Raw genomic sequence first — 15077 nt, 5'->3', positions numbered from 1 at the left:
AAATAGTATCACTGCATGGAAACATATTGTGCAGTGATATATTTTTTGAGTTAAAAAGCGCTTTATAAGGTGGGAATGGATATGAAAAAGGAGATTAAGAGAGGCTGGGGAAAGTACATACTATTTATTTTGGTGATAGTCATAGGCTACCATTCTTTTACTTTATGTAAGGTGGAAGGGGAATCGATGCAGCCCACTTTATATGAAGAAGACTACGTATTTGTAAATAAAGCAGTAGTACGTCTTTCTAATTTACAACACGGAGAAATTGTCATTATAAAAGAAGAGGATGAATCGAAATATTATGTGAAACGTGTAATAGGGCTTCCTGGTGATGTAATTAACATAACGAACGGAAAGGTATATGTGAACGATAAAAAGCAAGAAGAACCATATACAAACAAAGATTTATTTAACAACACACAAGTGTTTTATAATTTTCAAAAGACAAAAATTCCGCCAAATAAGTTATTTGTAATGGGAGATAACCGCGAAGTAAGTAGAGATAGTCGAAATGGCTTAGGATATATTGAAGAAGATAACATAATTGGCAAGGTGGAATTTGTATATTATCCTTTTTCAAAAATGAAAATAATAGAATAAGTGGGAGAGGAGCAAAACCCCACTTATTAAAGTTTCACTTTATTTTCTTTAAAAAACCTTTTGGATTAAATGATATGAAAAATTTATGTTTAGACTCGTCGATTATGAAGTTATTATTTTTAGTTAAAAACTCATCCACAGCCTCCATCGGGCCAGGCCCCCAATCGGGAAGAAGCGGATGTCCATTAATGGAGGTATCTTCTACAATCATATAACTGCCAGTAGTGACGATAGATTTATATAGTAATAGTTCTTTGGATACATGCTCTTTACTATGATCAGAATCTAAAATAACTAAAACCACATCATCAGGTTTGCGCATGCTTACTATTGTTTGGACGGCCTGCACAGAAACAGAAGATGCTGTTAAATACGTAATCCGATTATGTGATGGTCGATTTGGCTGCGGAGTTATATCGATAGTAAGTACGTGACCTTTTCCAATTAAATCTAACATAGAAGCTAAATACAGTGCACTACCACCGTGAAAAGTCCCGCATTCAATAATTAAATCGGGCTTTAATTCATAAATGATTTCTTGATACAAAAAGAGATCAGAGGGAAGTTTACAGATTGGAACCCCGAACCAGTGTGTATCGTTTAACCATACGAGGCTGTTGTAATATTGGTTTAGAAATTCATTGCTTATAGTATCGATTTTAAATTCTCCTTTCTAAAAAGGATTCTCTCGTTTGACGTAAAGTGTTTACGCATGAAAGTTGTACTATATATTATGTAGTAAGGAATTGTAAGGCGAGTGTTTTTACTTGAAAATAAGCCAAATAACTCATGTGGAAAATGAAAGGAAATGATCGTATGTACAAATACACAATTTGCTTTATTAGAAAAAGCGATAAAATACTGCTATTAAATAGAAATAAAAAGCCGAATATGGGGATGTGGAATGGTGTTGGAGGAAAAATAGAAGATAATGAAACGCCATACGAAGGAATAATTAGAGAAACATTTGAGGAAACGGGCATAGAACTTTCAAGTGTAACGTATAAAGGGACTGTTGGTTTTAAAGGTAAAGATGAGCCCCAGGCTAGTGAAGGAATGTATGTGTTCGTTGCTGATTTGCCAGATGGAATGCAAATGAATACACCATTACGTACGGCTGAAGGTCTATTAGAATGGAAAGAAATTGATTGGATATTAGATGGTGATAATAGAGGAGTAGTTAGCAATTTACCAAAATACTTACCGACAGTATTAACAGAAGAAAATAAGTTAGAACATATGTTTACGTATGATAACCGGAATATTATTCATTACACAACTGCATGTTTGACAGAAGATAATGCGAACAAGCGATATGAAAAACAACTCATTTCTCAATAGAAGAGTAAAGTGAAAAATCACGTTTTGCTCTCATCATATATGCGAGGTGATTATATGTTTCAGAAATACAATTCATTGGTCATAATTGTAATATGCATGATATAACTTTTCTTATTATGAAAGAGTAGAGAACATATGTAAACGGAGCAAAAAGGAGGTGGCTTTGCCACCTCTTTTTGTTAGCTACAAATCGCCTTAATCATAAAACGATGTTGCTTCACATCAAAATAACCTTTTTGTAAGATGATTTCATGTATACGATATAATTCCTCACAATACCTTTCAACAGTAAAATCAGGAATTTGCCACGGAATTGCTTTTAAATAATAGACGATAGCGCCAATATCATAAAAGCGTTGGAAAGGGAATTCCTCTTTTGCATCTAAGATAGTAAATCCATTTTGCTTTAACTCACTGCATGCGGTTTCGAGAGACCAACTTGCAAATTCGCTATTTAGTGGTGAGCCAAACTGCTCATTAAGTTCCGCGCAATCAAGACCGCCAACTTGTTGTGTAAGAAAAACGCCACTTGGAGAAAGAATTCTGTTTACCTCAGAAGCAGCATACGATTCATGTTGATTTATAATTAAATTAAATTGACCATCTTGAAATGGCAAAGCAGTATCATCGGTCACTTCTACAACGGTAACCCCTAAAGGCTCTAATTTCTTTTGAGCAATTGGCACATTTGGAGCGTAGCCCTCAGTAGCGAATATAGTTGACGGGAACGGTTGTAACATAGATAAAAACTCTCCGCCGCCAGTACCCATATCGAGCATTGATTCTGCACGTTGCATAAGCTGAAAAGCAGTACTGCCGTATGACCACGATAAAGGCTCGCTCTTCATTCGACCTGTTTCTGAAATGAAAGAAAAATCCCAGCCGCTAAAATGTGTATTTGCACTTTCTAATAAAGTTAAAAATAATGGATCACGTTTCATAATTATGTCCTCCTATTTTTTTAATGGATGATATGATGAGAAAAGAAAAAGGGAGGACCTCTTATTAAAGTGGAACGGTTTTATGTTTCGTGTTCGAATAGATTCATATAAAGTTACTCCTTGTGAGAATTGTTATTTATATATTCGGGTTAATTGAGTGAAAATCCTTTGAGGGTATAAAAGAAGGCAGTTGTTTAATGAAAAAATAAATTGAGTTATCTAATTTTATAGTGTAATTGTTCATCCATACGCATAAAAAAATTATTCTCTCCATAAAATAGTAAAATTATATTGGAGGTTGAATTATGAAAAAATTTAGTGTATTTTCAATAACATTGATGACTTTTGGAATGTTATTATTTGGATTAAATAGGATAATAGATAGCTATTCTGAGCCTATTATCCTATTAGGGTATATTTCTTTTTTAATTGGAGTGGTTCTGAGTATTATAGCGATTGCTAGACGTGAAGATGGAAGATTAAAATTCATATCACTTATCTCTTTCTTTGTTCTCCTGTTTTTCATTACTTGGTTTGAGTCGTTTCAGGTACTACGAATTATTACTTGGCTAAAAAATATCTATTAAAATTTAAATTGTTGGTAAAAATGGGAAACCTTAAATTTAGGTTTCTTTTTATTATATTCGATTATCAATATTAAAACTTATTAGAGCCATTAATAAAAGAAATAGATATATAAACCGAGTGTAAAAATATTTTAATTCTTTGAAAACATTCAGCGATTTAGTATTCTTTATATATGGAATATTTTGTTTATGCAAAAAGAGGGCAAGGTGCTATATGAAAAGAATGAAAAATGTAATGTTAGTATTGTTATGTTTCTTATGTTTAAGTGGGTGTAATTATAAAGATGACGATCAGGTGAAAAAATATGTGAAAAAAAAGCACGGAATTGATGTGATTGTAACACATTGGGGTGCTATAAACGAAGGGAATATGGGGCATACATATCATACTGTTCAAGCAAAAAATAACAAAAATATTCAATTTAGAGTAGAGGTAGATGGCTTCTTATATTCAAGAATAAAAGGTGATGAATATCAATACGGAAAAAAACATATGAGGAATATAAGAAATTTAAACCAATGCTAGAAGAAATTAAAAAATTAGGTTACGTGGAACCTGAAAATAAAAATGTTTTTCAATATATAGTGGATGATGATATAGAGGAGAAACCAACGGATAAGTTATTATTAACTTTAAAAACGAGTGACAAGATTGATTACAGTCAATTTGAATCAAAAGAATTAGATCGTTTATATGCTCTAATTCAATTCATTCAGAAGAGTAATAGAAAGATAACAACACTTGAAATTGAGGATTATAATGGTGAATCTATAGGTTTCCCTTTTCAAAATGTGCAAAAAGCTATAACGAAAGAAGAACTGCTTTTAACAATGAAAAACACAGTAAGCGGTTATTGGACATATTTGATTCAAACTGAAACAAAAGTAGGCGTAAGGTTAAATGAAATTCAAAATGATCGTTTTGTAATTGAGGATATTACTTGTCCACACCCGAAAGACGGCAATTGTCTAGAGTATGAATTGACTTTAGTTTTCAATGACAGTGAGATAAAATATAGAAATGATCCATATGTAATAGATGATTTGAGAAAGGTAGTCACTATTCTTAAAGAAGAACTATATAATAAGGAATTTAACATATATTTAAGGAACAAGGATGGAACAAGTTATTCACTCTGGCTATCATCCGAAAAAATTAAGGAAAGTAATAACATAGAAGAGTTAGTAAAATAATGATATAAAGAAGAAATTTAAAGTACTTTTTATGTTTGTTATTTCTGTATTCAAAAGGAAAACCGCTTATGCTTCATTTTTGAAGCATAAGCGGTTTTGTTTAAAATACTTAAAAAGAAAAATTTTTTGGTAAAGTACCACTTTTTATTACTGTTCTTAGCCCATGTTTTATAATCCAAGGATTAATAGGATGCTGTTTATCACGTAATTGCTGTAACCACTGAAAAACGAGTTCTTTATCTTCTTTCGTAATATCGTTAATATGATTGGCTACAGATTTTTGAACATATTTAGAAGGGTCATTCATTAATGGTTCAAGAAGCTGTAAATTGTACTTAAAATCACCTTTTAGAGCTCCTGTTTTTTTAGCCCAAGGAAGTCTTGGTCTCGTACCTTCAGAAACTAATCTTCTAATGTGGCTGTTTTTATCATGAATCCACTTTTGTAATATGTTTAGTGTGTCTTCATGGTATGTTTGAAGAAAAGGCCGAATGGCATATTCAGCAGTATTCCTTTTTGTTATTTCATACATGGCGTTGAATGAGGTTTCAAAGTCGTTAAGTCCATATTTTTCAATGTATTTTGCAAGAGGCATGTACATATATCCGTTTGTAAATGTGCCTACTTCTGTTGTATTTTCTGGGCCTAATGTTTTTAGTAATATATGTATTGCTTCATTAAAATCTTTTTGTAATGCATTATGTAATTCATCTGCTATTACTTCAATACGTTGTTTTAACCCTAAACCTTCAACTTTACATGTTACAGAGGATACAAAGTTTTTTTTAGAGAAATTCGGATCGTATTTACAAATAGAATCAGCTATTTTTTCTGCTAATTCTTCGCTAAATAAAAATTTTAACGGAACATAATTACCCATTTTTTCACCTCGGTGGTCAAATGAAAACAATTTTTATTTTTTAATCGACAATCCATAAACTAACGTCTCACTCGGAGTCGTAATACTAAAACCTGTCGTCTTATAATCAAGTTTCGCCGTATCACCAGTGTAGTCTTTCGTGAATGAATCCATTTGTACGATAAGATCTGCATCTTCATATACAACATCATCTGCGTTATATGTATCCAAAATTAAATCGACATCAACGAAAATACTACAAGAGTTCGTCATTGTTCCTCTAATGCGAACGATCTTTTTATCTTCAAGTTCTAATCTATGTATAGCTGCTATCGCTTCATCAGTAATGCGAATGTTCATTGTATCCCAACCTTTATTTATATTTCCTTTATTATTGCAAAAACAGGAGCAATAGGGAAGCAAAGAGGTTTGCAACAAAAAACGAGCAAACAAATTTGTTTGCTCGTTTCACTTTATTTTAGTTCACATTTATCGAGTGGAATCACTTTTGTTTTTTTCGTAAATTTATATCCTAACCATAGTACTAAGAAGAGTGGTAAACCGATGTAAGAAACAAGTACGCCGTTCCAATCGATTGATTCACCCATAAATGCGCCATAGTTTTGTCCTAAAATTACGATAATACAAAGAGTAAATGCGAAGAGTGGACCGAATGGGAACCATTTTGCTCTATATGGTAAGTCATTTAAATCTTTCCCTTGTGCGATATATGCTTTACGGAAACGGTAATGACTAATTGCAATGCCAACCCATGCGATAAAACCAGACATTCCGGATGCGTTTAATAACCAAATGTATACAACTCCGTCACCGAATAAAGAAGCAATGAAAGCAATACTACCAACAATTGACGTTACGATTAACGCGTTAACAGGTACACCGCGGCTATCTAATTTACCAAGAAATTTTGGTGCTTTTCCTTGGCGAGCTAAATCCCAAAGCATACGAGTTGATGCATACATACCAGAGTTACCAGCAGATAGTACAGCAGTTAAAATAACAGCGTTCATAACAGAAGCAGCAAAGGCAACGCCCGCTTTTTCGAAAATAAGTGTAAATGGACTTACTGTTACATCACTTGCGGCAAGACTTTCAGTTGTATAAGGAATTAATAAACCGATAACGAGAATCGCAAGAATATAGAATAAAAGAATACGCCAAAAGATCGAACGAATTGCTTTCGGAATATTACGCTCTGGATCAGAAGTTTCACCAGCAGCTACCCCAAGTAATTCAGTTCCTTGGAAGGAGAAACCAGCTGCCATAAATACACCGATAATTGCCATGATACCACCGTTAAATGGTGCATCAGCAACAGTGAAGTTTTTGAAGCCAACAGTTTCGCCCCCCATAATTCCGAAAATCATCATAAAGCCGACAATTAAAAAGATAATAATTGTAACTACTTTAATAAGTGCGAACCAATATTCAGATTCACCAAACCCTTTAACAGATAAATAGTTTAAAAGGAAAATAATAGCTAAACATAATCCGCTCCAAATAAGAGAAGGGGTATCTGGGAACCAAAATTTCATAATTAATGTTACGGCCGCTAGTTCTGCCGCAATTGTAATCGCCCAGTTATACCAATAGTTCCATCCAAGTGCAAAACCAAGTGATGGATCAACAAATTTTGTTGCATACGTACTAAAAGATCCAGTAACAGGCATGTAAGCTGCAAGTTCAGCTAAGCTTGTCATTAAGAAATATACCATAATTCCAATTGCGGCGTATGCGATTAGTGCACCGCCAGGACCAGCTGAATGAATGACACCACCGCTGGCAAGAAATAGTCCGGTACCGATTGTACCGCCGAGAGAAATCATCGTAAGGTGACGCGATTTTAATCCGCGTTTTAATTCACCTTGTCCTTGTGTAGTTTGCGTTTTAGAGGTAGATTGATTTGTTGCGCTATTCATGTTCAACACTCCTTTTCTTGTAGGTTAGGAAGGAGCGGGGGAGAAAAATACAAAAAACCGCCAAAGGAATTTGGCGGAACGTTTCACAAATAACCACCCCATCATACCCTTCCGTTAAGATAGCACCCCACGTTTACACGGTAATTTTGTAAACGTGACAGTTCTGTTCCTTTCGGAGACAGCCCCAGCTCATATTTCCAGAGAAGAAATATAAACTTCGGCAACTTTTCCTTTCAAACGGAGTCAGTGACATTCTCTGTGTCTCGTCCGTTTTACTATTAAAAGTCGCAACCTCTACCTCATCGGATTGATGAGGATTTATATATTGCTAAGATTTTTAATATATGGCAATTGTAATGACTTTCTGAATATATTGCAAGATATTTTGTTAGGAAAAGTCAAAAAATATCGGTTATTGTATAGGAAACGCTTGCAAAACTCCACCCGAACCTACTATTATGTAGCAATAAGCAAAGAAAAAATTGTTATACAAATGTTTCGCAAAAAATATTGAAAAACCCTCTAAATAAAAAGAAAATTCAGAAAAATATAATTCGACATTCATGATAAAGTCATATTATTTGTTATAATTAGAGTAACGTTTAAGCAAAAAGGGGAAATCAAAATGAAATTAGAAACAGAAAGGCTCTATATAGTGCCGTGTACAGAAGAGAGTATTCAAGTCGCTAACGAGCAAGGATATAATAGCGGTCCGCATATTGTAGGGCATGTAGAGAATGTAAAACAAGATTCGGCTTTATTACCATGGGGGGCGTGGTATGTTCTTCGGAAAGAAGATGATAGCGTTTTAGGTGATATTGGGTTTAAAGGGAAACCAAAAGAGGATCAAACAGTAGAAATTGGCTATGGATTCATTGAGAAATATTGGAATCAGGGCTATGCAACAGAAGCTGTAAGAGAACTAATCGATTGGGCTTTCAAAACAGGAGAGGTAGAAACAATAATTGCAGAGACACTCATAGATAACTATAGTTCGATGCGTGTTTTAGAAAAGTTACATATGAAGAGAGTAAATGCTACAGAAACGATGATTAATTGGAAAATAGAAAAATAAAAAATACCGCTCTAAATTGAGCGGTATTTTTTTATAGTTATGGTAGCATTTGCTTCTGATCATTTGGATACTCAGCCGTTGATGCGTTAGGACGATTGGAATGATTTCGAACAGCAATGAAAATAGAAATAATAACGACAAGACCAACTGCAACGTAAGAAAGTGAAATAACAGTTGGATCCACTTTAAATGTAGTAAGCAGTGTACGAATATTTGTAAAGATAATAAGACCACCAACTAATACGCCAAGTAAATGGGGTGGAACGATGCGGACTAACCATGCAGCAATTGGAGCTGCGACAATACCGCCGAGCATTAAGGCAAATACCCAAACCCAGCTTACTTGTTCCCAGCCAAGTGAAATGAAAAAGCCGATTGTTGCAGCGAGTGAAACAGGAAATTCACTCGTATCTACAGATCCAATAACTTTTCTAGCTTCATTTCCTCTTGCTAGAAGAACAGGTGTCGTAATGGGCCCCCAACCACCGCCACCAGTTGAATCAACGAATCCAGCGAATAAACCAAGCGGCACAAGTTGTTTTGCAGACATACGCTTATTTGAAGTGACAATTTGTTTTTGAATGATGAATCGTAATAAAATATAAACCCCTAAAGTAAATAAAAATACGGAAATGTATGGTTTGATTACATCTCCGGGCAAATTACTTAAAAAACATGCCCCAACAAATGCGCCGATTGCCCCAGGTAATGTAAGCCTGGAAACTGTATATTTATCAACGTTTCCAAATTTGATATGAGATGCGCCGGAAGCTGCAGTTGTAACGACTTCAGCTAAATGAACTGATGCAGATGCAACAGCTGGTGCAATACCAAACATTAATAATAAAGAGGAAGACGTTACTCCATACGCCATTCCAAGTGCTCCATCGATCAATTGAGCGAAAAATCCAATAATAGCAAAGACAATTAATTTCTGCATAAATAATCCCCCTGTAATAATAAATGAAAAAGACACTTTTCCCGTATGAGAAAAGTGCCTTTGGTTTTTCCAATCAGCAATAATTAAATTTGTTTCATTATAATACATATTAATCGTATAAATCAACTAGGTTTTAAAGTTTTTGAATTGAATGAAAGAAAAATAAAATATACAATAAAAGGATGGAGAGAAAGGGGAGAAAGACATGTTACGATTTGATCATCTCGTTCACGCAGTTCATGGTACACCGGAGGAAGCGGCAAAACAAATGCAGGAACTTGGATTTCATACTGTATTAGGCGGAGAGCATAGGAATTGGGGTACTTGGAATAGTTTAAGTTATTTTGATTTATCATATATTGAATTTTTAGCAGTTCAACATGAAGAAAAAGCGAAAGAAGCAGAAAATCCATTAGTACAAGAAACAGTGGTGAAACTACAAAATGGAGAAGGAATGCTACAAATCGCGATCCGAACAGATGCAATTGAGGAGCTAGCAGTTAACTTTAATAAGTACGGCTTACATACGATAGGGCCATTTGAAGGGAAACGTATGAGAAAAGATGGCCGACTTTTAGAATGGAAAATGTTATTCGTTAAGCAAGAAGAGAACGGACCGAAATTACCTTTCTTTATACAGTGGAATGAAACGGACGAAGAAAGAAGAAACGATTTACGTAACAGTGGGACGATTACTGAACATAAAAACAAAGTGCAACAAATTGAAACGATTCATTACGCAGTAAAAAATGTTCGAGAAACAGTACGGAAATGGAAAGAAGTAATGGAGCTATCTACAAGCTTAGTTGTGAAAAATGAAAAATGGAATGCTGAGTGTCAAAGTGTATCGTTTGGTGACATTCAAGTACAGTTTTGTGAACCGGTTGGAGAAGGTCTAGTGCAAGAATACATAAAGAATCATGGCGAATATCCATTTGCAGTAGAGTTTAAAGGGGGAAATAAACGGGAGCATGAAGTGTTAGGGAGTTTGTACATATATTGATAGAGGTGAACGTTGTGGAAGAAATGCTTAGAGAGATAGAGAGAATACTAGAATGGCCTCGTATTGCAACGTGTACAGCTATTTCAAAAGGTTTTTCACATGAAGAGAAGTATAAAATTGAATTAAAGAATCAAGAAACCTATTTTGTAAAAGTATGTGATGCTGTTCATTTTGAACGTAAACAAGAAGAATATACGTATATGAAACAATTAGAGTCATTACATATTCCAACACCCAAGTTAATTCATTTCATAATAATTGAGAAATTAAATAAATGTGTTCAAGTATTTGAATGGACCCGAGGTATAAATGGTGAAGAAGGTTTAAAGAAGTTATCGGTGGAAGAACAGTATAATGCAGGAAGAAAAGCAGGGGAAGTATTAAAGAGGATTCACTCAATTGAAAGAGAAAGTGCAAGTAATAAATGGGAAACATCTAGATGGAATAAATACGAAAGATACATAGAGGCACTAACAGATTACGAGGTGAATTTTCTGGATTTGAAGCCAGTATTAACCTTTGTAGAAAATCATAAAGATTTATTGGGAAATCGTCCAATAAGATTTTTACATGATGACTTCCATCCAGCAAATAGCATGATTCATAATAAGGAATTTATCGTTATCGATTTTGGTGGATATGATTTTGGTGATCCAATACACGATTTTTATAACGTAGCGATTTTTACTATAAGAATAAGTAAACCATTTGCGGTTGGACAAGTTCACGGTTATTTCGGAGGCGAACCATCGCTTCATTTTTGGAAACTGTATACATTGTACGTCGCGATGACATTCCCAGCGGATATCGTTTGGACGAATCGAAGTACACCGCATTTAGTAGATGATATGAAGGAAAGATTAAATGGAATTTTAGAAGATCATAATCATTTTTCATCTTATATTCCAAAATGGTATCAATCAAGCGAATTTAATAAATAAAGGAGTAATTTATATGGATAAAATAGCAGTAATTTCAGATATTCACGGTAATATTCAAGCATTAGAATCCGTGTTGAATGATATTAAATTAAGAGGAATCGAGCGCATTATTTGCCTTGGAGATTTAGTAGGAAAAGGACCTCATTCCAGTGAAGCAGTTGAAATCATTCGTAAAGAATGTGAAGTAGTCGTAATGGGAAACTGGGATGATTTTATTACAAAGCCGACTGAATTTGAAGCATTGAAATGGCATCAAAAACAATTATCGGAAGAACAAAATGACTATTTAAGAAACTTACCATTTTCAATCGAGTTTTATATGAGTGGGAAATTCATTCGTATGTTTCACGCTTCACCGAGAAGTTTATATGAAAGAATTCAACCACACGCTTCAAGAGAAGAACGTATTAGTATGTTCGAAAATAGTGATCTGACGGAAAATATAGAAGGGGAAAGAAAACCAGATGTCGTTTGTTACGGTGACGTTCACCAAGCATTCGTTCAAAATTTCAGAGGGAAAACGTTATGTAATGCCGGTAGCGTAGGAAACCCACTTGAAATAACACAAGCTTCCTATTTAATATTTGAAGGAACTTACAATGAAAAAGAAGCAGCGAGCTTTTCTATTCAACTTGTACGAGTACCGTATGATATTGAATTAGCTATCAGACTAGCAGAAGAACTCGAAATGCCAGAAATTGAAGAATACAAACAAGAATTACGGACTGCTTTATATCGAGGGTTTAAGGGAAAGTAAGCTAATAATATATCAACGATTTTTCAAATATATCTATCATAACTTAAAATATATCAATGATTTTTTCGAGATATCAGCGATTCGAGAAAGGATATCAATTTACTGACAAATAGTGACATGAATTATTATCTATAATTATATTATGTCAACTAATTATAAAGGGAGATATCATGAACCGAAAACAAAGAATCAAAGAAATTGCAGATCATATTGTAAAGCTAAACTTAACCCATCCAATAAGAGTTGGAGTAAGCGGTATTACAGCCTCAGGAAAAACAACATTTGCAAACGAACTAGCGGAAGAAATAAAAAAACGAGGATTACCAGTAACACGCGCCAGCATTGATGATTTTCATAATCCAAGAGTGATTCGCTATGCAAAAGGAAAAGAATCTGCAAGAGGGTATTATGAAGATGCACACGATTATACAGCTTTCAAAGAAAGATTATTAATGCCTTTAGGACTTAACGGGAATTTACAGTATGAAACGATTTCTCATAACTTAATAACGGATATGCCTGTACATAATGAGCCGCTATTGGCCACGCAAAATATGATATTAATAGTAGATGGAACGTTTCTATTGAAAAAAGACGTTACGCATTTATTTGATTACAAAATCTTTGTAGATACAGATTTTGAGATTGCGAGAAAACGTGGTGCAAAGCGGGAGACAGAAGCTTTTGGAAGTTATGAAGAAGCAGAGAAGATGTTTTTAAACAGATATCATGCTGCCTGTAAGATGTATATAGATGAGCATAATCCAAAAAGTTATGCGGATGTTGTATTTCGGAATAGTGATTTAGCAAATCCAGAAGTTATATTTCAAGAGCGAAAGTAATACATAATCAAAATTATATGTATAGCCTTTTATTTATAGTTATAATTCTCTTATAATTAAATTAACTTTAGAAAGTAAAAAACGGGGGATAAGGCAATAAAAAAACGTAAAAAGGGGACAGGGAATAGAATGAATGAAGTACTAGAACTAAAAGAAGAACTACTACAAATTAAAAATAATAATTATGCTGTACCAGAAGACGTAGATGCATATCCATATGCGCAGTGGATGCTAGATTATATCGGATCACCTGATGCTGAATTACGTGATGATTTAATTTATAGTACGCTTCACACATGGATTACAAATGATGTATTTAGACAAAAAGAGTTAAGAGGATTAATGTTACAAGCAATTAGTCCTGATTATTTATTTTATAAAATTGGTGAAAAGGGAACAGACTCTGTATTTAAACGTGCATTCTCCGTATTAATTCCACCGCTTATTTTATCTGTTCATGAAAGAGAACCGTTGTTATCCGAAGAACAACTGTACAGTGTAGCAGAACAAGTGCTGGAATATGTATATTTAGAAGAAGATGTAAGAGGTTACGTAGAAGGAAAAGGCTGGGCACACTCTACTGCACATGCAGCAGATGCGCTTGATGCGTTAGCACGTACAATCCAAAATCGTGAATTTTCGTATGCGATTCTTGCAGCTGTTCGTCAGAAGGTACGCTTACATGACTACGTATACATTCACTTTGAGGATGAGAGATTAGTAGCACCAATTATGTCGTTACGTAACCAAAATCTTTTAACTGAAGAAGAGTGGAGCAATTGGCTACATAGCATAGCAATTGTTGAAGACATCCCGCATCCTCAATATGATATTTTAGTACAAAATATTAGAGCTTTCTTAAGAAGTTTATATTTCAGAGCTTTAGAGACAGAGGGTAGTACAGCCTTTACAGATGATATATTGGAAACTTTGAAGGATTTGCGTAGGTATTAAAAATGGTCCATTCTTAGAAACAATGAATAGATATTATTTTTGAAAATTTATTAGAAATTTATTTTTATATTGTACTCTTTCGTTATAGGTTGAAAGGGGTGTCAAATGAAAAAATTATTAAAGGCAGTGAAAATAATATTTTTAATGAGTGTTAGTATGATTTTCTTTGGAACAGGCGTTGTATTTATATATCATAACTATCAATTAAAAATGGAATCGAAATTAATGAAGAATGAAGGCGAACTTGTTAATTTCAATAATAAAAAAGTGAATGTTTATAATGAGGGGAGCGGGGAGGATACGTTTGTATTTATGGCCGGATCTGGAATTGCCGCTCCTGTTTATGAATTGAAAGGCCTATATAGTAAATTTTCGAAAGAAAACAAGATTTCTGTAATTGAGAGAGCTGGTTATGGATACAGTGATGTTTTTCAAGATGATAGAGATATTGATACGATATTAGAACAAACGAGAGAAGCGCTTATTCGAAGTGGAAATAAACCACCTTACATTTTAGTACCACACTCTCTATCGGGTATAGAGGCTATTTATTGGGCACAAAAATATCCAAGTGAAGTAAAAGGGATTATTGCGTTAGATATTGGTTTACCTAAACAGTATGTGACTAATAAAATAGGTATGGTTGATTCATTAAAAATAAAAGGGATGAATATTTTAACGGAAATTGGTTTTCAGAGATTAGCTCCCTCTATTACTTATAATCCCGAAGTCATTCGTCAATCCTTTTTAAACGAACAGGAAAAAGATATTTATAAAGCGCTTACGTATAAGAGGGCTTTTAATGATGATATGAAGCAAGAACTTTTACAAAGCTACAATAACGGTAAAAAATCAAATTCTTTATCGATCCCAAAAGAAACACCTATGTTATTTATAGATGCGATTGCTAGGCAATATAAAGATTCGAAGTATACAAAGCAAAAAAACGAAGATTATAAGGAGTTTGCTAGCAAGTTATTAATAGCTGATGTAAAAATAATTGAAGGTACACATAGTATTTATTTATATGCTCCTGATGAAATATACAAAATTGCTATGGATTTTATTAAGAATAAAGTAGTGAAGAACTAAACAATTGT

The 15077-nt window shown here is 33.9% G+C and carries 16 protein-coding genes, 1 pseudogene and 1 riboswitch; of the genes and pseudogenes, 11 read left to right on the top strand and 6 right to left on the bottom strand.

Annotated elements, in window-relative coordinates; genetic code table 11:
• Nucleotides 1-81: 81 nt before the first annotated feature.
• Nucleotides 82-603, top strand: a complete 522-nt coding sequence (gene lepB / locus MKY21_RS15335; RefSeq protein ID WP_033682956.1) for a signal peptidase I — start codon at nucleotides 82-84, stop codon at nucleotides 601-603.
• Nucleotides 604-637: 34 nt separating this feature from the next.
• On the opposite strand, the gene MKY21_RS15330 is transcribed toward lepB, so the two are convergent.
• The gene (locus tag MKY21_RS15330; RefSeq protein ID WP_080119249.1) at nucleotides 638-1261 is read right to left on the bottom strand and encodes a cephalosporin hydroxylase family protein; all 624 of its coding nucleotides are present in this window, start codon (nucleotides 1259-1261) and stop codon (nucleotides 638-640) included.
• A 158-nt stretch (nucleotides 1262-1419) separates the two neighbouring features.
• Between MKY21_RS15330 and MKY21_RS15325 the strand changes: the two genes are divergently transcribed.
• Nucleotides 1420-1944 carry an NUDIX hydrolase gene (locus MKY21_RS15325; RefSeq protein ID WP_069605089.1) on the top strand — a complete coding sequence of 175 codons (525 nt, stop codon included), beginning with the start codon at nucleotides 1420-1422 and terminating at the stop codon, nucleotides 1942-1944.
• A gap of 179 nt (nucleotides 1945-2123) precedes the next feature.
• Here MKY21_RS15325 and MKY21_RS15320 read toward each other — a convergent pair whose 3' ends face one another.
• A complete protein-coding gene (locus tag MKY21_RS15320; protein ID WP_061663382.1) occupies nucleotides 2124-2885 on the bottom strand; it encodes a methyltransferase domain-containing protein in 762 nt (253 codons plus the stop codon).
• 305 nt (nucleotides 2886-3190) lie between these two features.
• Here MKY21_RS15320 and MKY21_RS15315 point away from each other — a divergent pair, with 305 nt between their 5' ends.
• Nucleotides 3191-3472, top strand: a complete 282-nt coding sequence (locus tag MKY21_RS15315) for a hypothetical protein (protein WP_000714730.1) — start codon at nucleotides 3191-3193, stop codon at nucleotides 3470-3472.
• Between the two features lie 214 nt (nucleotides 3473-3686).
• Nucleotides 3687-4666 (top strand): annotated as a pseudogene (locus tag MKY21_RS15310) (hypothetical protein).
• A gap of 109 nt (nucleotides 4667-4775) precedes the next feature.
• Here the strand turns inward: MKY21_RS15310 and MKY21_RS15305 are convergent.
• From MKY21_RS15305 to MKY21_RS15295, 3 genes are all read right to left on the bottom strand, one after another.
• The gene (locus tag MKY21_RS15305; RefSeq protein WP_000528937.1) at nucleotides 4776-5546 is read right to left on the bottom strand and encodes a DNA alkylation repair protein; all 771 of its coding nucleotides are present in this window, start codon (nucleotides 5544-5546) and stop codon (nucleotides 4776-4778) included.
• 33 nt (nucleotides 5547-5579) lie between these two features.
• Nucleotides 5580-5885: an iron-sulfur cluster biosynthesis family protein gene (locus tag MKY21_RS15300; RefSeq protein WP_341076707.1), complete on the bottom strand. Its 306-nt coding sequence runs from the start codon at nucleotides 5883-5885 to the stop codon at nucleotides 5580-5582.
• 113 nt (nucleotides 5886-5998) lie between these two features.
• Nucleotides 5999-7465 carry an amino acid permease gene (locus MKY21_RS15295; RefSeq protein WP_001083387.1) on the bottom strand — a complete coding sequence of 489 codons (1467 nt, stop codon included), beginning with the start codon at nucleotides 7463-7465 and terminating at the stop codon, nucleotides 5999-6001.
• 112 nt (nucleotides 7466-7577) lie between these two features.
• A riboswitch (Lysine riboswitch) is annotated at nucleotides 7578-7770 on the bottom strand.
• Between the two features lie 320 nt (nucleotides 7771-8090).
• On the opposite strand from MKY21_RS15295, the gene MKY21_RS15290 reads away from it, so the two are divergent.
• Entirely contained in the window at nucleotides 8091-8540 is a 450-nt protein-coding gene (locus MKY21_RS15290; protein ID WP_000764633.1) for a GNAT family N-acetyltransferase, read from the top strand.
• 37 nt (nucleotides 8541-8577) lie between these two features.
• On the opposite strand, the gene MKY21_RS15285 is transcribed toward MKY21_RS15290, so the two are convergent.
• On the bottom strand, nucleotides 8578-9480 hold the full coding sequence (locus MKY21_RS15285; RefSeq protein WP_001170721.1) for a sulfite exporter TauE/SafE family protein: 903 nt from the start codon (nucleotides 9478-9480) through the stop codon (nucleotides 8578-8580).
• A gap of 205 nt (nucleotides 9481-9685) precedes the next feature.
• On the opposite strand from MKY21_RS15285, the gene MKY21_RS15280 reads away from it, so the two are divergent.
• The 6 genes from MKY21_RS15280 to MKY21_RS15255 all read left to right on the top strand — a co-directional run bounded on the left by MKY21_RS15280 (nucleotide 9686) and on the right by MKY21_RS15255 (nucleotide 15069).
• Nucleotides 9686-10483 carry a VOC family protein gene (locus tag MKY21_RS15280; RefSeq protein ID WP_341076704.1) on the top strand — a complete coding sequence of 266 codons (798 nt, stop codon included), beginning with the start codon at nucleotides 9686-9688 and terminating at the stop codon, nucleotides 10481-10483.
• A 14-nt stretch (nucleotides 10484-10497) separates the two neighbouring features.
• A complete protein-coding gene (locus MKY21_RS15275; protein WP_001986396.1) occupies nucleotides 10498-11424 on the top strand; it encodes an aminoglycoside phosphotransferase family protein in 927 nt (308 codons plus the stop codon).
• 13 nt (nucleotides 11425-11437) lie between these two features.
• Nucleotides 11438-12181 (top strand): metallophosphoesterase family protein, encoded by a 744-nt coding sequence (locus MKY21_RS15270; protein WP_000357661.1) that lies wholly within the window; start codon nucleotides 11438-11440, stop codon nucleotides 12179-12181.
• A 170-nt stretch (nucleotides 12182-12351) separates the two neighbouring features.
• Nucleotides 12352-13023 (top strand): uridine kinase, encoded by a 672-nt coding sequence (locus MKY21_RS15265; protein ID WP_086392018.1) that lies wholly within the window; start codon nucleotides 12352-12354, stop codon nucleotides 13021-13023.
• Nucleotides 13024-13152: 129 nt separating this feature from the next.
• The gene (locus tag MKY21_RS15260; RefSeq protein ID WP_001006671.1) at nucleotides 13153-13977 is read left to right on the top strand and encodes a DUF2785 domain-containing protein; all 825 of its coding nucleotides are present in this window, start codon (nucleotides 13153-13155) and stop codon (nucleotides 13975-13977) included.
• 105 nt (nucleotides 13978-14082) lie between these two features.
• Nucleotides 14083-15069: an alpha/beta fold hydrolase gene (locus MKY21_RS15255; RefSeq protein WP_201144331.1), complete on the top strand. Its 987-nt coding sequence runs from the start codon at nucleotides 14083-14085 to the stop codon at nucleotides 15067-15069.
• The last annotated feature ends 8 nt before the right edge of the window (nucleotides 15070-15077 follow it).

Source organism: Bacillus sp. FSL R9-9497 (genome assembly GCF_038005805.1).
Lineage (GTDB): Bacteria > Bacillota > Bacilli > Bacillales > Bacillaceae_G > Bacillus_A > Bacillus_A cereus.
This window is presented reverse-complemented; position numbering and strand designations above follow the sequence as displayed.

Coding starts and splice junctions, on each gene's coding strand:
- MKY21_RS15300 (WP_341076707.1), bottom strand. CDS start 5,885: ATGAACATTCGCATTACTGATGAAGCGATAGCAGCTATACATAGATTA.
- MKY21_RS15265 (WP_086392018.1), top strand. CDS start 12,352: ATGAACCGAAAACAAAGAATCAAAGAAATTGCAGATCATATTGTAAAG.
- lepB (WP_033682956.1), top strand. CDS start 82: ATGAAAAAGGAGATTAAGAGAGGCTGGGGAAAGTACATACTATTTATT.
- MKY21_RS15260 (WP_001006671.1), top strand. CDS start 13,153: ATGAATGAAGTACTAGAACTAAAAGAAGAACTACTACAAATTAAAAAT.
- MKY21_RS15315 (WP_000714730.1), top strand. CDS start 3,191: ATGAAAAAATTTAGTGTATTTTCAATAACATTGATGACTTTTGGAATG.
- MKY21_RS15270 (WP_000357661.1), top strand. CDS start 11,438: ATGGATAAAATAGCAGTAATTTCAGATATTCACGGTAATATTCAAGCA.
- MKY21_RS15255 (WP_201144331.1), top strand. CDS start 14,083: ATGAAAAAATTATTAAAGGCAGTGAAAATAATATTTTTAATGAGTGTT.
- MKY21_RS15280 (WP_341076704.1), top strand. CDS start 9,686: ATGTTACGATTTGATCATCTCGTTCACGCAGTTCATGGTACACCGGAG.
- MKY21_RS15290 (WP_000764633.1), top strand. CDS start 8,091: ATGAAATTAGAAACAGAAAGGCTCTATATAGTGCCGTGTACAGAAGAG.
- MKY21_RS15305 (WP_000528937.1), bottom strand. CDS start 5,546: ATGGGTAATTATGTTCCGTTAAAATTTTTATTTAGCGAAGAATTAGCA.
- MKY21_RS15325 (WP_069605089.1), top strand. CDS start 1,420: ATGTACAAATACACAATTTGCTTTATTAGAAAAAGCGATAAAATACTG.
- MKY21_RS15320 (WP_061663382.1), bottom strand. CDS start 2,885: ATGAAACGTGATCCATTATTTTTAACTTTATTAGAAAGTGCAAATACA.
- MKY21_RS15285 (WP_001170721.1), bottom strand. CDS start 9,480: ATGCAGAAATTAATTGTCTTTGCTATTATTGGATTTTTCGCTCAATTG.
- MKY21_RS15295 (WP_001083387.1), bottom strand. CDS start 7,465: ATGAATAGCGCAACAAATCAATCTACCTCTAAAACGCAAACTACACAA.